The sequence below is a fragment of the Mesorhizobium sp. KR9-304 genome, from assembly GCF_040049215.1.
Lineage (GTDB): Bacteria > Pseudomonadota > Alphaproteobacteria > Rhizobiales > Rhizobiaceae > Mesorhizobium_K.
Window position 1 is genome coordinate 355,280 of record NZ_JBDZDN010000004.1, and the last position, 20,619, is coordinate 375,898.

The 20,619-nt window shown below is 61.7% G+C and carries 10 protein-coding genes, 1 tRNA gene and 3 pseudogenes; 9 read left to right on the forward strand and 5 right to left on the reverse strand.

Annotated features, from left to right (window positions below):
- The first annotated feature begins 33 nt into the window (after positions 1-33).
- Complete coding sequence (locus ABLE71_RS21420; RefSeq protein ID WP_348785510.1) at positions 34-1,083, forward strand: low specificity L-threonine aldolase; 1,050 nt, start codon at positions 34-36, stop codon at positions 1,081-1,083.
- A gap of 68 nt (positions 1,084-1,151) precedes the next feature.
- Here the strand turns inward: ABLE71_RS21420 and ABLE71_RS21425 are convergent, their stop codons facing one another.
- Positions 1,152-1,613, reverse strand: coding sequence for an Hsp20 family protein (locus ABLE71_RS21425; RefSeq protein ID WP_348785511.1), 462 nt, complete (start codon positions 1,611-1,613; stop codon positions 1,152-1,154).
- Between the two features lie 457 nt (positions 1,614-2,070).
- On the opposite strand from ABLE71_RS21425, the gene ABLE71_RS21430 reads away from it, so the two are divergent.
- Positions 2,071-3,027, forward strand: coding sequence for an alpha/beta hydrolase (locus tag ABLE71_RS21430; RefSeq protein WP_348785512.1), 957 nt, complete (start codon positions 2,071-2,073; stop codon positions 3,025-3,027).
- 26 nt (positions 3,028-3,053) lie between these two features.
- Here the strand turns inward: ABLE71_RS21430 and hisN are convergent, their stop codons facing one another.
- Both hisN and ABLE71_RS21440 read right to left on the reverse strand, forming a co-directional pair.
- Positions 3,054-3,857 (reverse strand): histidinol-phosphatase, encoded by an 804-nt coding sequence (gene hisN, locus ABLE71_RS21435; RefSeq protein WP_348785513.1) that lies wholly within the window; start codon positions 3,855-3,857, stop codon positions 3,054-3,056.
- Positions 3,858-4,086: 229 nt separating this feature from the next.
- Positions 4,087-4,989 (reverse strand): N-formylglutamate amidohydrolase, encoded by a 903-nt coding sequence (locus ABLE71_RS21440; RefSeq protein ID WP_348785514.1) that lies wholly within the window; start codon positions 4,987-4,989, stop codon positions 4,087-4,089.
- Between the two features lie 189 nt (positions 4,990-5,178).
- Here ABLE71_RS21440 and ABLE71_RS21445 point away from each other — a divergent pair, with 189 nt between their 5' ends.
- The 5 genes from ABLE71_RS21445 to ABLE71_RS21465 all read left to right on the forward strand — a co-directional run bounded on the left by ABLE71_RS21445 (position 5,179) and on the right by ABLE71_RS21465 (position 12,474).
- Positions 5,179-5,541, forward strand: coding sequence for a response regulator (locus ABLE71_RS21445; protein WP_121580006.1), 363 nt, complete (start codon positions 5,179-5,181; stop codon positions 5,539-5,541).
- Between the two features lie 173 nt (positions 5,542-5,714).
- Positions 5,715-5,789, forward strand: a tRNA-Val gene (locus tag ABLE71_RS21450).
- 230 nt (positions 5,790-6,019) lie between these two features.
- The gene (locus tag ABLE71_RS21455) at positions 6,020-7,219 is read left to right on the forward strand and encodes a trypsin-like peptidase domain-containing protein (protein ID WP_348785594.1); all 1,200 of its coding nucleotides are present in this window, start codon (positions 6,020-6,022) and stop codon (positions 7,217-7,219) included.
- Positions 7,220-7,514: 295 nt separating this feature from the next.
- The gene (locus ABLE71_RS21460; RefSeq protein ID WP_348785515.1) at positions 7,515-7,790 is read left to right on the forward strand and encodes an FCSD flavin-binding domain-containing protein; all 276 of its coding nucleotides are present in this window, start codon (positions 7,515-7,517) and stop codon (positions 7,788-7,790) included.
- A gap of 310 nt (positions 7,791-8,100) precedes the next feature.
- Positions 8,101-12,474 carry a glycosyltransferase 61 family protein gene (locus ABLE71_RS21465; protein ID WP_348785516.1) on the forward strand — a complete coding sequence of 1,458 codons (4,374 nt, stop codon included), beginning with the start codon at positions 8,101-8,103 and terminating at the stop codon, positions 12,472-12,474.
- 297 nt (positions 12,475-12,771) lie between these two features.
- On the opposite strand, the pseudogene ABLE71_RS21470 reads toward ABLE71_RS21465, so the two are convergent.
- Positions 12,772-12,870 (reverse strand): annotated as a pseudogene (locus ABLE71_RS21470) (integrase core domain-containing protein); the annotation flags it as partial.
- 73 nt (positions 12,871-12,943) lie between these two features.
- Here ABLE71_RS21470 and ABLE71_RS21475 point away from each other — a divergent pair.
- A pseudogene (locus ABLE71_RS21475) lies at positions 12,944-13,320 on the forward strand (transposase); the annotation flags it as partial.
- Between the two features lie 247 nt (positions 13,321-13,567).
- Here the strand turns inward: ABLE71_RS21475 and ABLE71_RS21480 are convergent.
- Positions 13,568-13,684 (reverse strand): annotated as a pseudogene (locus tag ABLE71_RS21480) (integrase core domain-containing protein); the annotation flags it as partial.
- Between the two features lie 122 nt (positions 13,685-13,806).
- Between ABLE71_RS21480 and ABLE71_RS21485 the strand changes: the two are divergent.
- Complete coding sequence (locus ABLE71_RS21485; protein WP_348785517.1) at positions 13,807-20,562, forward strand: RHS repeat-associated core domain-containing protein; 6,756 nt, start codon at positions 13,807-13,809, stop codon at positions 20,560-20,562.
- Positions 20,563-20,619 lie beyond the last annotated feature (57 nt).

Below are 20,619 nucleotides of genomic sequence, written 5' to 3' on the forward strand. Positions count from 1 at the left end.
GGGTCGCGGCCTTTACGAGCCAGGACAAAACACGTGATTTTTGCATCGGACAATTGGGCGGGCGCGCATCCCAGGATCGCCGCCGCTCTTTCAACACATGCTTCGGGCTTCGAGCCTGCCTATGGCAACGGCTCGCTCGACGCCAAGGTTCAGAAGAAATTCGCCGAGATTTTCGAGCGTGAAGTGGCGGTGTTCTTTGTCGGCACCGGCACGGCCGCGAACGCGCTGTCGCTGGTTTCTGCAAACAAGCCGGGCGGCCTCTCCTTCTGCCACCGCGAGTCGCACATTATGGAAGACGAGTGCGGCGCGCCGGAATATTTCATGGGCGGCTCCCGGCTCTTCGCCGTCGATGGTCCGCTCGGCCGCATCGATCCTGCCAATCTCACGGCGGCGGTCGAGCGTTTCGCGGTGGACAACGTGCATGCCGGCCGCCCGGCGGCGATCTCGATCACTCAGGCGACGGAGATCGGCACGGTTTATGGTCTCGACCAAATCCGAGCGATCTCGGCCATCGCGAAAAAACATTCGCTTCCACTGCACATGGACGGCGCACGCTTCGCCAATGCTCTGGTGGCGCTCGAAACGACGCCAGCCGAAATGACGTGGAAGAGCGGCGTCGATATCGTTTCCTTCGGCGGCACCAAGAACGGCTGCTGGTGCGCGGAAGCCGTGATCATGTTCGACCTCGACCAGGCAGAAGAATTCGGCTTCGTCCGCAAGCGTGCAGCGCAGCTCTTCTCGAAGTCGCGCTTCATCGCCGCGCAGTTCGACGCCTATTTCGAGGACGGGCTGTGGCTTGAGACGGCGGCGCATTCCAACGCCATGTCAGCGAGGCTAGCCGGCCACATCCGCGCGTCGGACAAGGTCAGACTCGCCTGGGAATCGCAGGCCAACGAGGTCTTCGCCATCATGCCGGTGAAAATTGCCGATGTCCTGCAGGAGAAGCGCGCGCGCTTCTACGACTGGCACACGCCGGCAGGTTTTGGCGGCGAGATCGCGCCCGGCGAAAAACTCTGGCGCTTCGTCACAAGCTTCGCGACGAAAGCGCAGGACGTGGACAGGTTCGGCGAGCTGATCGCCTGACGTTCAGGTCCGATAGAAAAGCGGCGCCCTTCGGCGCCGCTTTCGTCTCGGGAGGAGACTGGGTGAGATCAGGCAGCCTTGGCCTCGATCTGCTTGGCCTTGCCGCCGTTCGCGATCTCGATCTTGCGCGGCTTCAACTCCTCGGGAACCGAGCGCTTCAGATCGATGTGCAGCAGGCCGTTCTTCAACTCGGCGCCCAGCACTTCGACGTGGTCGGCAAGCTGGAAGCGGCGCTCGAAGCTGCGGGCGGCGATGCCGCGGTAGAGCACCTCGGAGCCTTGGCCGTCGGTGTCTTCCTTGCGCTCGCCCTTGACGGACAGGACGTTGCGGTGAGCCTCGATGGCGATGTCCTTCTCCGAGAAGCCGGCGACCGCCATGGAGATGCGGTAGGCGTCCTCGCCGGTGCGCTCGATATTGTAGGGCGGATAGGTCTGGCCGCTGTCAGGCTGCGCCAGCGAATCGAGCATCGTGAAGAGCCGGTCGAAACCGACGGTCGAACGGTAGAGCGGGGAAAAATCAACGTGACGCATGGTTTGTTCTCCTGTTGAGCAACATGGCTTTGCGTTGATCCGGTGCGGAACCCGGGTGTGACACCCATTTGGCGTCCCGGCTGGACCAGCGGCCCCTGTATCGGCGACCGCAGGAGACATTTGGGGACCCAAAACCAGCCTTTCAAGGCTGTATCGGCCCGTTTCGTTGTCATTCCGATGAACCGCAGATGAACCGCTGCTTCGGACCGTGTTCAGGACGCCCGGCCTATTGTCCGGATTGTGATGACGCGATGCAGACGAGCAGCATCGCCACGAGGCCGAGCCGGGTGCAACGTCCCTTCCCCCGGTTCGACAGAGGCCGGGAGGCAGCGTGAAGCGGTCTTCCGGCCTGCCATTGGCGGCGGGCGCCCGCCGCTTGCTTTCTGGTTCCGTGCTTTCTATCACCTGACGGCGCCAGATCGGCCACGGCGCTGACCCACCGACGCGAAAGCGCCTCATGACGGACGTCTTCAACGTAATCCCCAGCAATCCCGTGCCCGAGAAGGCGACCGGCGGCTATTTTTCGGGCTTCGACGGCAAGAAACTGCGCTATGGGCGGTTCCCGGCCGTCGCGCGCCCGTTGAAGGGCACCGTCATCGTGCTTTCAGGCCGCAACGAATGCATCGAGAAGTATTTCGAAACCGCCAGGAACCTGTCCGAGCGCGGCTTCACAACCGCCACCTTCGACTGGCGCGGCCAGGGCGGTTCAGAGCGGCTGCTGCGCGACCCCCAGCGCGGCCATGTGCGCGACTTCTCCGACTACGTGAAGGATCTCGATCGCTTCTTCGAAGAGGTCGTGCTGCCAGACTGCCGCGGTCCTTATTACATCCTGGCCCATTCGACAGGTTCGCTGATCGCGCTTCTCGCGACACCCTCGCTGGTCAACCGGGTCCGGCGCATGGTGCTCGTGGCGTCCTTCTTCACCTATACCGGCTTCCCGCTTTCCATGTCCGGCATCAGCCGCATCGCAGGCATTCTCTACTGGCTGGGGTTGGGGCGCATGTACGGCGCGTGGGGCCCCCGCCCGCGCCGTTCGCCGCCCTTCGCCACCAACAAGCTGACGACTGACATTGGCCGCTACCGGCGCAACATGGAGCTCTACGAAAAATTCCCGAAGCTGGCGCTCGGCGGCCCCACCGTCGCCTGGATCCGTGCCGCCTGCAGGGCCGTGGCGGCCGTGGAGGATCCCGAATTCATCGCCAGAATCAATATTCCAGTGATGTTCGTGGGAGCCGGGAACGACGAGGTGGTCTCGACGCGCGCTATCGCTGACTACGCCCGTCGCCTGCGCGGCGGCCAGATCCTGACCATCGCGGGGGCGCGCCACGAACTGCTGCAGGAGGCCGACATCTTCCGCGAGCAGCTTCTGGCCGCCTTCGATGCCTTTGTTCCCGGCAACGACGAGGGCGTCTAAAGCGTGTCGCGTTTAGTGCGCCATGCTCAGCCGATGGCGTCGCTGCGCCCGGCGTGGAGCACTTCCATCGCGGCGGCATGCAGCTCGGGCGTCGCTGCCGCAATGATGCCGCCGCCGTCCTCCGCCCTTCCGCCGTTCCATTCGGTGACCATGCCGCCCGCCGCCTCGATGATCGGGATCAGCGCCACGATGTCATAAGGCTGCAGGCCGACCTCGACGACCAGGTCCACATTGCCGGCCGCCAGCATAACGTAGGCGTAGCAGTCGGTTCCGTAGCGGGCCAGGCGCACCGCCTTCTCGAGACGGTCATAGGCATCGCGCCGGTCGCCCTGGAACAGCGCGGGTGTCGTCGTGCAGAGCGTCGCCTCGGCGAGCGACACCGTCCTGCGCGTCGACAGGCGCTGACGCGCGGCGGCCCCGTTGGTTCGCTCATACCAGGCCTCCCCGCCGGCCGCGTAGAACAGCTCGCCGACGAAGGGCTGAGCCATCATGCCCGCCACCGCATCTCCCTTGTGCGTCAGCCCGACCAGCGTTCCCCAGAGCGGAATGCCGGAGATGAAGGAACGCGTGCCGTCGATGGGATCGATGACCCAGACGTGATCGCTCGAGGCGTTCTCCGAGCCGAACTCCTCGCCGAGGATGCCCTGGCCGGGATATTCGGCCCTGATCAGAGCCCGGACCGCTTGCTCGGCCTCGCGGTCGGCCTCGGTGACCGGGTCGAAGCCGCCTTCCAGCTTGTTGGCGACGTCGCCGAATTGCCTGAAGCGGGGCAGCGTTTCGCCGGCCGCCGCGGCCGCGACACGCCGGAAGAACTCGACGGAAATCTCCAAAAAACACCTCCGGAGGTACGAACTGATGTAAAAATACAACTAAATTGCGATTTCGCAGCGTTTTTCCGATATGTCTGACAAAAGCGGCTCAGAAATTATTGACATTTGTGCATCGCACAATAGGCTTTGAGTCGGACAGGTTCTCCTGTCCATGCCCTCCTTGGGCGTTTCCTCCCTAGACTTCGACCGCGTCGGCAACGATGCGGTCTTTTTTTTCAGGATGCGGCGCCTACTCGGCGGCAAGCGGCCGGTCCTGGAAATTGTCGAGGAAATTGTGGTCGGGCATCGACATCAGCTCGGCCGAGAACCGCGCCAGATCGTCGGCTAGCGCATCGAAACCCGACGACTTCCTCAGTGTCCGCTCGTTCATGTAGAGCCCGCGATTGATCTCGATCTGCAGCGCGTGCAGCCCCCTCGCCGGCCGTCCGTAGTGCTCGGTGATGAAGCCGCCGGCATACGGCTTGTTGTGCGCCACGGTGTAGCCCATCGAGATCAGCAGCGAGATGGCGGTCTCCGTCAGCGCCCGCGTGGCGGAGGCGCCGAAGCGGTCGCCGATGATGAAGTCCGGCCTCAGGCCCGTGTCGCCGATCCTGATGCTCGCCGGCATGGAATGGCAATCGATCAGCACGGCATAGCCGAAGCGCGCATGGGTGGTGGTCAGAAGCCGCTTTAGCGCATCGTGATAGGGCTTGTAGACCGTCTCGATGCGCCCCACGGCCTCGGCGAGCGGGAGGCGGCCGGAATAGATGTCGAGCCCCTCGCCGACCAGTTTGGGCACCGTGCCCAGGCCTCCCGCCACTCGCGCCGAGCGGATGTTTGCGAAGGAAGGCACCGGCTCGGCGAACATGCGCGGGTCGAGTTCCCAGGGCTCGCGGTTCACGTCGAGATAGGCGCGCGGAAAGTTCGCCGCCAAAAGGGGTGCGCCGAGCGGCACTGCCGCGCCGAACAGCTCGTCGACAAAGCAGTCCTCGGAGCGGCGGATCGCCGTGCGGTCGAGGCGCGTCAGCGCGAGGAAGCGCTCGGGATAGTGGTTGCCGCTGTGTGGAGAGTTGAAGACGAACGCCACGCGCTGCTCGGCGCTCTCGCGGATCTCGAAGGGCGGCACCGCCGAGAAATCATCGGCTGCCGTCATGGCCACAAGCTCAACAACTGCATGGAGCGAAATTGACATCTGCCAGCCCCGCTGTCCAGCTTCGGCGATCCCCTCTTCCAGGTCCAATCAACATTCACTTGATGTTTACCCTCGAGGCTTCATATACGGTATGGTTAATGGGCCTGCATGGGAACAGTCCCGGTGGTGGGTGATTCGGACGGGATCGGGATGGCACGCATACTGCTTGCGGAAGACGACGACGACATGCGTCGGTTTCTGGTCAAGGCGCTCGAACGCGCCGGTTACGACGTCAGCGATTTCGACAACGGCGCAAGCGCCTACGAAAGGCTGCGCGAGGAGCCTTTCTCGCTTCTGCTTACCGACATCGTCATGCCGGAGATGGACGGCATCGAGCTCGCGCGCCGAGCGACGGAGATTGATCCCGACCTCAAGGTCATGTTCATCACCGGCTTCGCGGCGGTGGCGCTGAACCCCGACTCCAAGGCTCCGAAGGACGCCAAGATCCTGTCGAAGCCGTTCCACCTGCGCGATCTCGTCAATGAGGTCGAGAAGATGCTGCAGGCGGCCTGAACTTCGTTTTTGCCTCCAGCCGGATCGCCGCTGCTTGCAACCGCGGCCCGGGCGAAGCTCGCCTCGCCGACGATTTTCACGCTCGGTTTCCGCACTCGGGACGCAGGCGTCCCGACGGCCAAACCCACTATTGACGCGCCGGACCAAAAGTGGTGTATGCGCGGGCTTCGGATGGGCGTGTAGCTCAGCGGGAGAGCACTACGTTGACATCGTAGGGGTCACAGGTTCAATCCCTGTCACGCCCACCATCCGAAACACTTGAAAAATAACACTTTTCTTACGCCCGACGGTTACCTCGGATACACGTACGATTTTTGATTTAGCTACAATTTAGCAACAGGAAAATGTGGGGAAATCGGGCTTCCCCGGCTTTCTCGACAGGTTGATTCTGATCCCGCGACGTCCTTCGAAATCCGGGTATCGAGACGTTTGCGTACAATTCGTCGCTCGACTACGATCGAGCGACTTGGGGTCGACGATGTTGCGTTGTGGGTTTGCAAGAATTGCACTTGTCTCGGCTGTCTTGTGGTCTGGATCGACCCAGGCTCAAACGGACCCCTCAAGTTCGGGCACTGCGTTCTTTGTCAACGCGGACGGATGGGCGATCACCAACGCTCACGTGTTGGAAGGCTGCACCCGGGCGAGCGTACCGAACTTGGGCGACGCAACAGACTGGATCGTTGACCGTCAAAACGACCTAGCTGTCGTCAAAGTGGTAGGTGGCGCTGGCAAACCGTTTCTCCGACTGCGGAATGGCGCGACACGACTTGGTGAGGACATCACCGCCTTCGGCTATCCGCTCCATGGTTTGTTGTCAGACTCCATCAAAGTCACCACCGGGAACATCAATTCCCTGGTGGGAATGGAGAATGACACTCGATACCTCCAGATATCTACCCCTTTGCAGCCAGGGAACTCGGGAGGTCCAATCGTCGACCGGTCCGGCTCGGTGGTCGGTGTTGCGACAGCTGTCCTGGGATCAAAGTTTGCCGGTAACACTGGCATCCTCCCTCAGAACGTAAACTTCGCCCTGCGGTCAAGTGTCGTCGAAATCTTCCTTCAGAGCAGATCGATCGTTTACGACACCAGGCGGGATGACGCAGTGCTCTCGACTGCCGACCTTGCCGAGATGGCGGCCCCTGCAGTTGTCCAACTTCTCTGTTACGGTCAGCCGCAATTCACAGCAGAGCCCTCGCCCACACCGGACAGTACGTCCGACCCAAGCTTGCCGGGGAGACAATTCCAACACGTCGCCAATCACGACATCATTGGATTCGACTACAGGACGTTGAGTTCAGTTTCAGAGCGAGAGTGTCAGTCCGCGTGCCAGGCGGAGCCGTCTTGCCGTGCAACCACCTACAACAAAAAGGAGCGGTTCTGCTTTCTGAAAAATGACGCCAAGCTGCTGGTCACCAACACCGACGCGTCGGCCTACGTGGCACAAGAGCTCACCGCCGACGTGATGATATCGACGTTTGTTATCGCCGCAGGCAAGGACATGGCCGGCGGGGACTACAAAAGAATTCGGCAGAGCAATTTCATCAATTGCTATCTCGAGTGTGAGGTCGACGCGCAATGCCGCGCTTTCGCATTTGTCCGCCGCAAAAGCGAATGCTGGTTGAAGAACAGAGTAGGTGGGGTGACTTCGAGAACCGGCGTCGATCTTGGAGTAAGATAGCCGTCGCAAATCGATCCGGTGATCATCAATCGGAAACGTAGGACCCGTCCTCTATGGCCCGCGTGAAAGAGAGATACAGCCGCCGAAAGTCGGAAGAGCGATTTGGACCTGTTTACGAGTTGGTTGAAGGCGATCGGTGCATCTACTGTGGAATTGCGAATGACGGTCGGCACGATCATCAGCCGCCAGTCTATGTTCTGCACCGCTTCGCCGATGGCGGTCAGGTCACCAAAAAAAGGCAATCCGGGATCGCTTCGGACAATGCAAGCTGGTGCCATGCTGCACCATCTGCAACATGGGCCTTGGCGCCTACCACGGATCGGATGACAACGATCGCTATTGTCGACTGGAAAGACCAAACTTGCTTGAACCCATCACGCCTACCGATTGCTGGAGATGCAAGCACCAATGTAGCCCCCAAGGTGGGCGCGCATACGAACCGAAGGACCGGAAGATCACGTCGTCGACGCGTTCGTGTCGAACGCCGGGTGAAGATGCCGCGCTGCGCAAATCGACCTACGAAGAATCGAACGGCTGGTATTCGGGAATCGTCGCCGACATGTTCGGCTAGGCAAACGCTGGGGGGTCCAGAAACATCTGGACCTAGACATGAGAATTGGCGGCCTCCCGGTCGCCATTGCTCATTCGGCGGGAGTTGGAGGCTCCACAACTAGCTAGGGACCAGCGTTGTAGGCTGTGAAAGTTGGCTAACGGGCACGCGCTAATTGATCACATGCCGGTCAACCGATGGCCCCTGCCGGGTTTGACACGCTAATCGGCAATGCTAACGTCTTGCAAGGAACGTGGACGTGGCCAATCCAATAGCCGGACGAAGATCCCCGCCGCCTGCCCGGGTTCGGATAAGGCTGACGGGCGAGAGCATGGTTCAAGACGAAACTGGCGATCGCGCTGGTTGGCCCTCCGCTTTTGAAGGCGATCCCGTTGGGATTACCGCCGATCATCTGATCCGCCAGGCCGGCGCACTGGCGAAACCCTTTGCCAGACAGGACTTCGTTCTGCGGTCGTTGACCGTGGTGGGGGAAGACCCAGAGCGGCGGCCTTGCCTTTCAGCGCTGGTTTTCAGGATCGACGACGCGGGGCCATACCGTATTCCGGATCCGCTTCTCAGTTTGCCCGTTGAAGGCCCTTTGACCCTGGACGTGTTGTGCGAATTGCATCGCCGCGTCCAGGAGGTCTGTGGCACCTTGCCGGGCAGCGATCTCCTAGCCGCGCCTGCCGAAATCCTGAGTGCGTTGAAGCCTCGAGATGGCTATCATTTCCGCGCGGTCGCAGCTGTCAAGAAGGCCGCGAGCCCGCGTCCCGAGCTCGACCTGCTCCTGCGGCGAAGCCTTTTCGATAGCGGCCTCGTTGGAATTGGCCGTGTCGCGCTTTCATCCAGGGCGCTCGACGTGTTTCTGGCCAGCGACGCCGTTCGAGCACCGGAATTTCTGGACGGTGGCGAGCGCGGGCACATAACGATGTCGAGCCTCGGCAACAATGGCCGCTTCGCCAATCAGTTATTCCAGTATGCGTTCATGAAGCTCTATGCCTTGCGGCACGGCGTGAAGATGGCCGTTCCCGACTGGCCTGGACGAAAGCTGTTTGGCCTCAAGGACCCTTCGAGCAAGCGGATGAAACTGCCGGAACTGGCATTCCAGGGCTTTCTCGATGCCGAGGCGGCGCTTTGGAAGGCGGCCGCTCCTCCCGTAAACGTCGATTTCTGGGGCTATTTCCAAGAGATGCCGCCCTGTTGGCAACCGCATCGAGAATTGTTGAGGATGCTTTTCTGCCCTCCGGCTGCGGAGCGCAAAAAGTTCGATGCATGGTGCAGTAATCTGACCGGGAACGGGCGGCGCACGCTGATTGCCATCCACATCCGGCGGACGGACTACCTCCTGTCGGATCTGCCTTGGCTCCAAGTGATTTCCGAGCGATGGTATGTCGAATGGCTAAGAGACATCTGGCCGACGCTGCCTGACCCCGTGCTGTTCGTAGCGACCGACGATCCCGTCACTGTCCTTCCACACTTCGCGGAATTTTCACCGAAAGCGCTGTCCGACCTGCCTCGGTCACGATTGCCCGACCATGTGCGGGACTTCGAAATTCTGCGCCGGGCCGAATACCTTGCGATCTGCAACTCGAGCTTCTCGCGCATGGCGGCCATTCTGGCTGCGGACACGCAGCACTGCTTTTTGCCATCGCCCGCCGACCAACGCTTGGTTCCGTATATGCCGTGGAGCGACGGCCAGTTCTGGTCCCACTTCGAAAACAGCCCGAGCGATCTCCGGAATGTCGAACCCATTCAAACAGGGATGGAGCGCTCAAGTCGAAGCGGGCGGGACCATCGGCCTCGGGAGGTCTATCTCGACGTTACGGATCTGCTGCTTTTTCTACGCTCACATTCGACGATTTCCGGCATCCAGCGTGTTCAGTGCGAGCTCATTCGCAACCTTAACGAACAGACTCGGGCACGTGAGGTCAATTTTACCGTCTTCAGCCAGAAAGGCCTGGCTGTTGTGGCCGCGCCGGTGCTGTTGGAGATCATCGACCGGCGTGGGTCGGAGCCTGCGTCTCCATCGGATTTTGCGGAACGGATCCGGACGGTGCTGGATGCAGCCGTGCCGGCCAATGCGCAGGCGGGCGACCTGTTTCTGGCCACCGGCGCGTTCTGGGCGATCAACAGTGTCGGACGGCATGTTTGGCAACTCAAGGACGCGGGCCTGACCATCGGCGTATTTGTCCACGACATCCTGCCGATTTCGCGGCCGGAATATTTCGAAGCCAATGCTGGCATGATGCTGGTGAAGCCGCTCGTAGAGGTGCTCGCGATGGCCGACTTTGTCGTCACATCCTCGCACTATAACAAGGCCGCGCTCGTCACCTACCTGAAGACGCGAAACCTGCCGCCGGTGCCGATCGACGTGATGCCGCTTGGACACGGATTGCCGAAATCGTCGGCCGATACGCTCGAACTCAGCGATACGGTTGCAAGGCTGCTTAAGTCCGAGTTCGTACTTTGCGTCGGAACCATCGAGCCCCGTAAGAATCCGTTCTACCTCTTCAACATCTGGAAGCTGATGATGGAACAGGGGGGCGTTGCGATCCCGACGTTGGTCCTGGCCGGACGCAAGGGCTGGCTGGTTGATGATTTCCTGCGTCAGCTCAAGGCCGCCAACAATCTGGACGGCAGGATCGTGCTTCTGCACGATCTGTCCGACGAGACTCTTGATCTGCTTTATCGCAAGTGTCTCCTGACGATGTTTCCAAGCTTCGACGAAGGTTGGGGATTGCCGGTCGGCGAAAGCCTGGTGCGGGGCAAGATTTGCCTCGCGTCCAACACCGGAGGCATACCGGAGGTCGGTGGCGGCTTCGCCGACTATATCGATCCCTACAATGTCCGGGACGGATTTTATCAACTCGTCCGCTACCTAGAAGACCGGGATTTGAGGAAACGGCGGGAGAGGGAAATCGCCGCGCAATTCCCCTTGCGATCCTGGCGCAGTTTCGCCGCCGGGATCATGCATTCAGTAAAGGTCAATCTTGAGCGCCCGCCGGCTGTCTCAGGTGCTCGCGCCATCGCGCTTCCTGCCAACGAGTTCTTGCCGATCGGAAAATGGATCGAGGGGAGTGCCCAGGAAGCCGTGCGCGGTTGTCTTTCGGCCGAGACCGCCTGTATCTCGGGCTGGAACGCCGTCGGAAAGGTCGGGATAACGGCTTTCGGGCCATTTTCCGTTCTGCGATTTCGCGTCGAAGGCGCTGGCCGGACAAAGGTCATCGTCGTTCTTCGGCTCACCTGCTCCAGTTCGAAAGCTGTCAGCTTGCACGTGCGGCCGGAATATGGAGCCAGGCAGCAGATCGCCATAAAACCTGGACCTGACATCATAGTAACCGTGCCATGCGAAAGCGCAGAGGACGGTACGGTAACGGTTTATCTTGAGAGCATGAACAATCGCGGAGCCGGCACCCCTGATCGATCCGCCTGGAAACTGAAGGGGTTTTTGTATTTTCAGCCGAGTGCACTTGCACGTCGCATGACCCGGCTGAAGGCTTCAGACAATGAGTTGAACGCGAGTGGCTCGCAGGGCCGCAAGACCCAGGAGGGGCCGATCAGGGCAGCCGTTTCGTCAGCGGAAAGCCGCGATGTGGACTCGCTGGAGGCATTTCTCGCTGTCCCCAACTCCAGCTGGCGGAACGCCATGCAGACCACCACATATCGACGCGAACCTGTGTTTGTCGATGCCGACGATCGGCGGCTGTTCATGACGCGCTATCGCAATTCGCGTACTGCTCGACTGGGCGCGGTGCCCGACGAACTGACATTTCGTCGCCGCAGCGACACATATGTTTCGATGTCCCGGCTCACGGAAGGAGCGGCTTTCGATGCGTCGGGGGTGGCTAAGGATCTCGGCTACATCAAAGGCGCGCCGGAGGACACACCGTGGTTGACAAGAAATGGAGATACCTGCTGGATCGACAAGCAGGCCTTGGTCCAGGCCAGGCATCTCGATGGCAAGTTCGCTATCTTCTTCAACGGCAATTTGCACAACTACTATCATTGGTTGGCTGAGGGCCTTCTGGCCCTCGATATTTTGACGTATACTGTCAAGGAAGGCCTGGGGCTAAAAATCATCCTCCCGCAAACCATGGACATCAACGCGGTCTTCGATCATCGCGCCTCGCTCAGAACCTTGGGCTTCCAGAACTGGCCTGTCGTCGAAGCACCGCCACCGATGGTCTATGTCGACGAAGCCATCTGGGTAGACAGCCACGATTTGATCGAGGGGGTTCCCTCAGCTTACGTGAAGCGCTTCCAGCGCCGCGTCGCCTTCCTATACGCCGAAAAGCGCGGCCAGAGAGGCAAGCGCCTGCTGATCAAACGCTTGGGAACCGCGCGCGCGATCTGCAATTTCGAACAGGTCGAAGCCTTCCTTCATCCACTCGGTTTCGAGACCGTTTGGCTCGAAGGCGCCAGTATCGAGGAGCAGGTCCTGATGTTTCAGCGTGCCGAATTCGTCGTTGGCGCGCATGGCGCAGGGCTTACCAATCTGCTGTTTTGCGAACCCGGAACCAAGGTCATTGAATTCATGCCGACTGCTGAGATGCGACCTTTCTTCTGGCTCATTTCGGAAAAACTGGGACTTCGCCACGGGATGCAGTTCTGTGAGGGCGTGGAAGGCGAGGGGTTTCAAGCCTCCGTTCATATCGGTATCGACAGGCTTCGCGAGTTGTATGATCTGGTCGACAGCGACCGCTAGACCGAGGTCCGCACGAGGATCGTCAACGGCCATCCGAACAGCCAGATCGACCATCTCCTGCCGTGGGCCTACATCGCCGACCCCGAACTCAGTGCGGTGGCCCGAGAACACCGCTTACGTCTCTGTGGCCTGTGGAAGATCGGATCGGAGGAGGCCAAAAAGCTGGCTGTCTACGTAGCACCTGACCTGAGACCCCAATATCCTCCGGTTTGAGGGAGAGTCCTGGTTTCATTTCTGGCCTCATGCGGCCTGTTTTTCCATCGTTGATTTCATTGCGAACTCAGTCGGCGGCATGTTGCCGAGAGCCGAGTGTGGTCGGTGGTGGTTGTAATCCTCCTTCCATGAGTTGATGGCGCTGCGGGCCTCAGACAGCGTCGAGAACAGTGTGTCGTTGAGATGGCGTAGTTGGGACTTCGGTTCCGGAGACGCCGGTCCTTTCCTGCCTGGCATGATCAACAGCTGGGAAGGCATGACCATTCCCGGTGTCGGGCGGGTGACGGCACTGGCCTTCAAGACGGCAATCGACGACCCGGCACGGTTCCGACGATCGAGCGATGTAGGCGCCCATCTCGGCCTCACGCCCCGACAATATCAGTCCGGAGAGACCGACGTCCGGGGCCGCATAAGCCGATCCGGCGATGCGTTCACACGGACCGCGTTGTTCACCGCGGCGCATGTGATGCTGACCCGGTCTTGCCAATGGACATCGATCAAGGCCTGGGGTGTGCGGATCGCGAAGCGCAGCACGCTGAAGAAGGCCAAGATCGCTGTCGCTCGCAAACTGCCGTCGTCATGCACCGGATGTGGCGCGACGCCACTCCCTTCCGTTGGGGAGCGCCGGTGTGATCTGATCACGAGCTTCGAGAGGGCAGTATCCCGATCGAAGGTCCCGTCAGGGACGGGGATGAGGCGAAGGCCGCACGAGTGTCTGGTGCTGCTTCAGCGCGCAATCACAAGCCCGCCGTTTAGCATGGTCCGCCTCACCTTCGACCCCCATCCTGCGGCGAGCAGATGCCGACCGCGAACAGAAGCATGACCCCAGACGGGTGCTTGGATCGAACAACGGAGATTGACACCGAAGCCCCAACTACAGAAGGCATTCGTCCCTGAAGCGCCCGTTGAAGCTCTCGACGAAGGCGTTCTGTGTGGGCTTGCCCGGCGCGATGCAGTGCCATTCGATCTCGGTCTGCTGGCACCATCGCAGGACCGCAAATTTCAATCGCATGACTTGGTGGGCGATGACGGGCTCGAATCGCCGACATCTTCGGTATAAACGTAGGTGGCATAGCACCCTGGTCCGACCGCGCGACCATTTTGAGCAGGGGTTGAAAGATGCTGCCGGATTTTGCACTGCCGCCTTTCAGCTGCCAAACCGGCGACATCGGCGGGGAGCTCGACATTCCCTTGCCGTGCATCCTCACTAAACCATCCGTCTACGCAACGCTGATACCGATCATCCTACGAATCGAGCCGACGCGCTGGTCGGACCTCGATCTCACTCTGCGAGTGGCCGAAGGGCATCGCCTTGGGGGCGAGGTTGTTGCGGTCTGGGGACGTTTTCCGCAACATCAGCAAGCGATAACGAGCGCATACGCATTGCGCCGCTGCCCGTTTGACAGCGAGCAAGTGACGCTTTGGTTTGGCGGCGAACCGCATATCCAGTTTCCCGGCGCAGACCTTGGGTACAGCATTGGTCTTGCCCCGGACACGACCGGCTCATCGACCACGCTGCGAATCCCAAGCTGGAGTTCGTCAAACCCTCCACACCCTGGATGGCGCCTAACGACTTGGGACGGGGTCAACCAGCTCGATAGCGGTGACGGTGTCATCCATGCCGTCGCCATCTGGCTCAGACCTCAAATCGGGGCCAGCCCGGCTGCTGCGGACGCTCCCTTGGCACTCGAGGTCCTCTCCGGAGGCGCTGTGGTCTGCCGCAAGACGCTTGTAGTCCTTGCACGATCGGAAACCGAGGTCGATCACGCATGCGCCTATTGGAAAGGTCCAATCAGCGGTGCGGCCACAAGCCTGTTCGACGGGCAGGTGCGATACAATCTTCCCCTATTCGCGGCCCTCGGACCGGGACTGCCTGTCAATCTGGACCTTGCCTACGACTCCGGCAGCGCCGCCGCCCTGGCCTCACCACAACCAGGAAGCACTGTCGATACCCGAGCTGAGTTGCCCTTCGGACCGGGGTGGTCGAGCCTTTTGACGTCTCGCCTCTTTCTGCTGACGAGGGAGCGGGAGGTTCGGACGGGCGACACTGACGTTGCGAGCCCTCGCGTCACGATACGCGACATTCTGTTCCTCGACTCGGACGGCCGGCTGACGTGGTTCCTTCCCGATCCTGGGTCCAACCACGACGCGCTGTATCTTCGGCCCCCCGACGCCATCGGGGGGTTCTGGACGACGGCGGCGCGGACACAGTCCGGCGCTCTTTCATGCACCTTCGACTCTGCGGCGATCTATGAGGTCGCCGATGGCTACAGACTGCTGTCAGCGGACTCGCTCATTGAGTTGGACTTCGACCGTAACGGCCGCCCGCGCCAGCTCCGGAGGATGGATCACGCTCGCCCGCTGCTGTTCGACTATGCGCTGAGTGGCGACAGGGTCCTCCGGACGGAAATAACTGACTCGCAGGGGCGGGCGACTTCGCTGGTTCACGGAACGGACGGGCGGGTTTCGGAAGCGGTCGATCCGTCCGGGTCGCATTGGGTCTTCGAGTACAACGGAAGGATCCTCGCCACGGTTCGGCATGCCCAGAGCGGCGCCACGTGGAGGTTCGCGTGCGACGATTCAGGGCGTCTTCTCGAACTGACCGGTCCGGCATCTCGCGCAAGCTACATCTGGCAGCCTGCGAGGGCCTTGGCGCCGCGCCGCCCCTTGATGTCGGTGACTCGAGTCATCGAGGGCAATTACGCCGCAGCGTTCGCATGGGACTTTCAATCCTTCCCAAACACAACCGCGTTCGAGGTGGCGGTTCAGGAGCCCGAAGGGCGGGTTTCGCGTTTCCGCTACGCCAGCGTATCATTAGTCTGGACATGGGAGGTGGATCGCGGGGCCGGCCACCGGGAAATCTACGACGGAGCCGGCTGGCAAAGCTTTGTTCCGGGACAGCCCTATATCCATCGCTCCGGCTACTCGACGACATATCCCAACGGAACGAGCGACCTGCGCTTTACCGGGACGATCGAGGGCCGGCGGCGACTTGTTTCGATATCATCCCGTAACGGGGCAACGACCCGTTTCACCTATGGTACGACCGCCAACGGCGCTGTTGTTGTCACTCAAATCGTGGAAGATGAACCCTCTCCCGGAGCGGGACATCCGACGTGGCTGTTCCAGCACAACGACGATGGCGAGCTGGTCTCCGAAACTGATCCATCGAGCGTCAGGACCTCGCATGTCAGATCGACCGAGCCGGGGAAGATCGGCCTCGTCACACGCTCGACGCGCGGTCCGACGTGGAGCGAAGAGCAGGAGCACGACGCAATGGGGTGCCCGTCCCTCACAAGGGACGGCGAGGGCAACGAGACGGCATACGAGAGAGACGGGCTGGGCAGGATGACCCGCAGCCTCGACTCCGATGGAGAAGAGACCCGCTTCAGATACGACCCGGCGACATTGCTCGTCTCCGAGATAGAGACGGCCGCCGGCATCGTCATCCGCCGAACGTACTCGGCTCTCGGGCAAATGGAGCACGAGATCGATCTGAACGATGGCGAGAAGCGGATCGAGTACAACGATCTCTACGAACCGACTTCCGAGATCTTCGAAGGCGGGGCCGAGCGCGTCCGCTACAACTACGATATCGCGGGCCGACTACTTGAAGTCACAGAAGAGAGCGGGAGTCGCCGGGAGACGACCACCAACGTTTACGATGCCCTGGGGAATATCGCCCAAGCTACAGTGACCGTCGGGGGCGAGCCACCGCAAGTGACGACGATAACCTATACGGACGAAGGCCAGATCGCCCGCCTGACACACCCGCCAACCGTGGTTGCAGGACAATCCTTCACGCCGACCCTGGCATACGCCTATCGGCTGGATGGGCTGCTGGAATCCGAGACGGCGGACATCGCGCCCGGCCGCCAGCAGCGCCTCACCTACCGCTACGACCGCCTCGCCCGCGTCGTGCAGATCGACAAGGGCGAACCCGGCGCCGAGATTTCCAGCGAGCGCTTCCTCTACGATGCCGCCGGCGTCCTCATCCAGCACTCGGGCGACAACCTGAACCTGTTGCTTACCCCGACGGTTCCGCGGGCAAGCACGACGTCGCTCGAACTCGATCAGGCGGGGCTTCCCCATCGGATACGGCAGAATGGCCGCACCATCGTCGAGGTCGAGCGCGACGGTGCCGCGCGCACAACCCAGGTCCGCATGCCCAATCAGTCTGGGCAACTGGTGTCCGTCGAGAAGCGCCAGTACCAAGGCTTCCGATTAAGCGCGGTGGAGACCGCCTACGGCCACGCGACGCAGATCAGATACGACGAGGCCGGCCGCCCCGCGACCTTGATCGATCCGCTCGGCACGCGCACGCTGCTCCAGTACGACGCGGCGGACCGTCTCATACGCATGCGCATCGAGGGCCATGACGGTTCTCTCGCCGAGACCCGATACGCCTGGGGCATTCCGCACGACGAGCTCCTGGAAATCTCCCAATTCCGGGGGGGCAGCTGGGACACAACCCGGCTGCAATACGAGGATGGACTGCTAACCTCGGTGACCACGCCCATCGGGGCCACGTGGAGATACACCTACGACGCCACCGGCAATCTCGCGACGCTCGTCGATCCTTCCGGTGTGACGCGGACGTTCTCGTCCAACGATGCGGGAACGGAGAGCGCCGTCGCCTGGTCCTCCGGCCCAACCGTTCGGACGGAACGGGACCTCGCCGGCCGACTCCTCTCCTCGTCGGACGGAACCGCGCTGAAGACGCTTGCCCGGAACGGGGTCGGTCTGCCCACACGGATCAACTATTCCAACGCAGCCGCCGGCTTCAACGCGACAGCCGACATTTCCTACGACGGCTATGGCCGGGTGGCGTCGGTCATGGACGACCTCGGTTTTTTCGTCGTCTGGGACCACGACGGGTTCGACCGCATCAGCAGGGTGACGGTGGCGGGCGGCGCCGGCCCGCCGACGGTGGTGGCGCAATACGATCGGGACCTGCAGGGCCGGCCGAAGCGGGTCAACAGGTTCGGGCTGGAAGACGTCTATCAATGGGGCAACGCAAGCGAGCTGCTTTCCATTCGCAGCTTCGACGCCTCGAGCAACCTCGTCCGGCACGTCACCTACGACTACGATGTCCTGGAGCGGCTCACCGCCGCGACCCACCGGCATCTCTCGATTGTCGAGCGCTGGCGGTACGACGGCGTCGGCCGCCTCACCGGACACGTGGTCGAGTCCACGAACGGCAACCGGTTGTGGGAAAAGGAATGGACCTACGACGAAGCGGGGAATGCGGTTGTCGAGCGGTCGGGCGGGATCGTCACGACGCGAACGTACAACGGCTTCAATCAACTCATCGGAAGCCGGACGTTCGGTTGGACGCCATTGCCGCCTGCGTCGCTGACGGCGTTATCCGACAGCGCCCTGCCCGGCCATGCTCCCGATCTTGCGAGCGACGGTCTTGCCGCGGCCGATCTCTCTGCGGGCCATGGCTTCGTCTCGGAAACGACGACGAGCGAGCACTGGCTGGAGCTCGTTCTGCCCAGCCGGCAGGCCGTGAGCGGACTTCAACTGGCGCTGCCACACGGACGCGATTTCCCTGCCGAGCTTCGCCTGGAATTTGCCGACACGGACGGTGTTTGGCACTCACTTAATGTCCTTTATGCCGTCGGCGCAGGTATCCTCGATGCGCCGAGCGGCCGGATCAGGCCAGCGGCGCCGACCGCCACGCTCGGCGTTGCACCAGCACAAGCCGCCCGGATTCGGCTGCTGCAGCCGGCCGACGCCGGCCCACGACCTCCGGCGGAGCATCCCTACGCACTTGCCGTTGCCGAGCTGACGCTGTTTTCGCCGACTGAGGAGCAACTCGACTGCCACTACGACGCGTGTGGACGGCTGCTCGAGGATGGTGAATTCACGTACCAGTACGACGCCCAAGGGCGTCTGGCCGAGGTGATCAAGGGGACCGCGAGTGTGGCGCACCTGGAATACGGCCCCGACGGCGAGTTGGTGGTGGAGCGTGATCCTGTCACTGGCGCGGCCGTGTTCAATCTTGCCCTGGCAGGACGCTGGCACTCACGGCGAGACGCGGTGACAGGCGCGCCGATCTCGGTCGCGGTTTTCGGCGAGTCCAACAGGGTCCTGGCGACAGCCGATGCCAGCGGTGTGAAGTCCCAGTTCGAAACAAACAAGGTGGGAACGGTCGAAACGGCGCTCGATCCGGGTGGCGCCAAATCGCTGCTGACGGGACCATGGGGCGAGGCCATTCCGGGTATCAGCCCCAACGATGCTTCGACGCCCCGGTTCGGTGGATACCAGACTGTCGCTGACGGCTCCCTGGCTGTCCTACCCCATCGTGCCTATTCAGTGGCGCTCAACCGGTTCCTCTCTCCCGACGATCCGGGAATGCCGGACCTGCCGAACCTCTATACGTACGCGGGCAACGACCCGGTGAACGCGGCCGATAGCGGCGGCGAGTTCATCACGCACCTCTTGGGTGGCATTGCCTCGGTCGGCATCGGCTACGCGATAGCACGCGTGCAAGGCAAGGACTATGAGCTGTCCGACGCGGCGGTCGATTTTTGCGTTGGAGCTGCGTCATCCGGTCTTTCGTCGCTTGGCAAATGCGCCAAGTTAGGTGCGGCCCTCAATGCGATGTCGCAGGGGGGGCGGGTAGCCCGCGTCGCGGCGCGCGCCGCGCCGGTGGCCGGTGCAGCGGCACTAGGCGTGGGCGGAGACTACGCCACGGCGGTCGCAAAAGGCGAGGCCGACGATTTCGATCTAACGTCCTCGCTGCTAACCAACACGCTCATGGGCGCCATCGGGGGGCTCTTCGTCCGTGCCTACTGCTTCGCTCCGGATGTCCTCGTCTCAACGCCGGCAGGCAGGCGGCCGATCGGCGACCTCGAGCCGGGCGACATGGTCCTCGCGCGCACGGCCGACGGACTCTGCGAGCTGGTCGCAGAAGTCGGCAAGGTGGCGCGGCGGTTTGCCGAGGAGACCGTCGCCATCACCTTCGGGACCGATCCGGGAACTAGCCAATCGGTTGTCTCCTCCAAGGATCACCTTTGGTATGCGGCGAACCGCGGCTGGCTCCGAGCCGCCGAACTGCGAGAGGGCGACATACTTGTCACCGCCACGGATGAAGAGATCGCCGTCATAGACGTACGAAGCCAGCGGACTGGAACGGAACTGGTCACTCTCGAGCTGGACAAAGGTCATACCTTCTTTGTCAGCGCGTCGTCCTCGGGTGCCGCGGTCTGGGTGCACAACGGCTGCCACGTACGGGACGCGCTCATGGCCAGCGATGTGCACTTGTCGAACCAGATCAGTTGGCGGCGCCTTCATGGCGTTCATACAAGAAGGCATGTCAACAGGCATGCATTCGCGACGCTGCTCTTCGAGCAAGGCAGGGGAACCTCCAGGCGCTTCATCTCCCGCAACCGATGGCGCTCGGCACATCGGATAATGTGGGACCGGAAGGTCAAGCCGCACCGGCTGTACTACAAGACTGGCGTAAACGACCTGGGGATCAATGCCGCAACGCGGTCGCATGCGGAGGGCGGTGTATTCAACCAGCTTGCGCACTATCTGGATGAGTTGAAGGCCAAGGGCGCCACGGGGAAGCGTAGAGCAGTGCTTCTCGTTGACAAAAGGCTATGCAGCTATTGCGAGTCGGCGGCGGGGGTGCGCAGGATGTTTGAGCGCGCCGAACTGGATGAATTGGTGATTATCTGGCGCCACCCCCTTTCCGGCAAATCAGGTCTGCTCCTGATGAACGAAGGGGGCCTCGTCGACAACGCCGCAGCCGCTATGGGCGATTGGGTTGCCAAGCTCCTGAGACAAGACTTCGCTCCGATCGACTGGTCGAACCTTGCGATGAAGGCCCCGGTTCTGGCTCCCCGGTTGGCCGGCAAGTAGCATCGTCTAGACTAGCTGGCGGCCATCTTCAGCTTCGGCAGTTGTATCGAGCACGGA